The sequence below is a fragment of the Pseudomonas syringae pv. cilantro genome, from assembly GCF_001293775.1.
Classification (GTDB): domain Bacteria; phylum Pseudomonadota; class Gammaproteobacteria; order Pseudomonadales; family Pseudomonadaceae; genus Aquipseudomonas; species Aquipseudomonas syringae_P.
The window spans coordinates 10,871-12,104 of record NZ_LGLN01000073.1 but is presented as its reverse complement, the minus strand read 5'-3'; the positions used below and the strand labels follow the sequence as shown (position 1 = coordinate 12,104).

The window sequence follows — 1,234 nt, the reverse complement described above, 5'->3', positions numbered from 1 at the left end:
GTTCCCAAGACCGAATTCACCGAGGACGAGGACGGCAAAGTTTTCGAGACACGGATACTGACTGATCGTTTTGTGCCCAGGATTCGGGCTTGGGATATGACGCCAGGCTCATCTTATCTCGGGTGCGCACTGACCATCAGCTCGGATCCGTCTAAACCGGCTGAGCCAGTAGCCTCTTCTACTGAGTCTGAGACAGCCGATTCATCTGTGCTCTTTGACAGTGGTTATCTTTTTCTGTCGGTGAAAGTCAAATCCTTGGCCGACACTCAGTCGCTGGACGTCTCGCCTTTCCTGAGCCGCCATCAGGCAGGGGACTGGGGTGACATACCGCAAGAGCACCGTGACAGAAATCAGCAGTCTCTGTCGTCCGAAGGACACATTTGCTCAAGCTACAACATAGACGTAGGGGGCGAAACCAAGCTCTGGATCATGACCAGTCAGATCCGGCGCGCGACAAGCATTCTGTTCCCATCCGAATATCCGACCTAGACCGTCAGAACTCTCTTCAACCAACCCGCAGGGTATGCTCAATACCCTCCGTGGTGTCGTGCGTGCCCTGTTTCAGCCCTATGTGGAGAAACATCATGAACGACCTGACTGTGACAGAGGCTGTTAACCACTTCCAAGCCAATGCTTTAAATATTGGACTCATTGAATTCATCGAATAATTCGGCGATGAGCTTCTGGAATCTCTCAACCGCTCAAACCCGCCGGTCTATGCCGGCATCGACAATCCGGCTCGGCAGCGGGTGATGGACGGTCTCAAACGACAGCCCTTCCCAGCGCAGGCTCAAGTAGTCCAGGCAATTGCCGCGCTTTTGCTGGATCAGAATGAGCAGGCTGGCATCATCAATGCCGAGATGGGTACCGGCAAAACGATGATGGCCATCGCGCTCGCTGCAGTCATGCATGGCGCTGGTTATCGCCGGACGATGGTCATCGCGCCTCCGCATCTGGTCTACAAGTGGCGGCGCGAGATACTCGAAACCATCCCTGACGCTCGTGTCTGGGTGCTCAATGGACCGGATACCCTGGTCAAGCTGCTGAAGCTGCGCGATCAACTGGGTGATACCTACGACGGACGTCAGGAGTTCTTTATTCTCGGCCGCGTGCGGATGCGGATGGGGTTCCACTGGCGTCTGGCCTTTTGGCAACGACGTGCCGGCGGTGGAAGGAGCCTGGCAGCGTGTCCAGATTGTGGACGTCTGCTCCAGGACCAGGAAGGCAATCTGAT

The 1,234-nt window shown here is 55.7% G+C and carries 2 pseudogenes; both read left to right on the top strand.

Annotated elements, in window-relative coordinates:
- Positions 1–489: pseudogene (locus tag ABJ99_RS29310) on the top strand (DUF6094 domain-containing protein); the annotation flags it as partial.
- A 95-nt stretch (positions 490–584) separates the two neighbouring features.
- Positions 585–1,234: pseudogene (locus tag ABJ99_RS19765) on the top strand (SNF2-related protein); the annotation flags it as partial.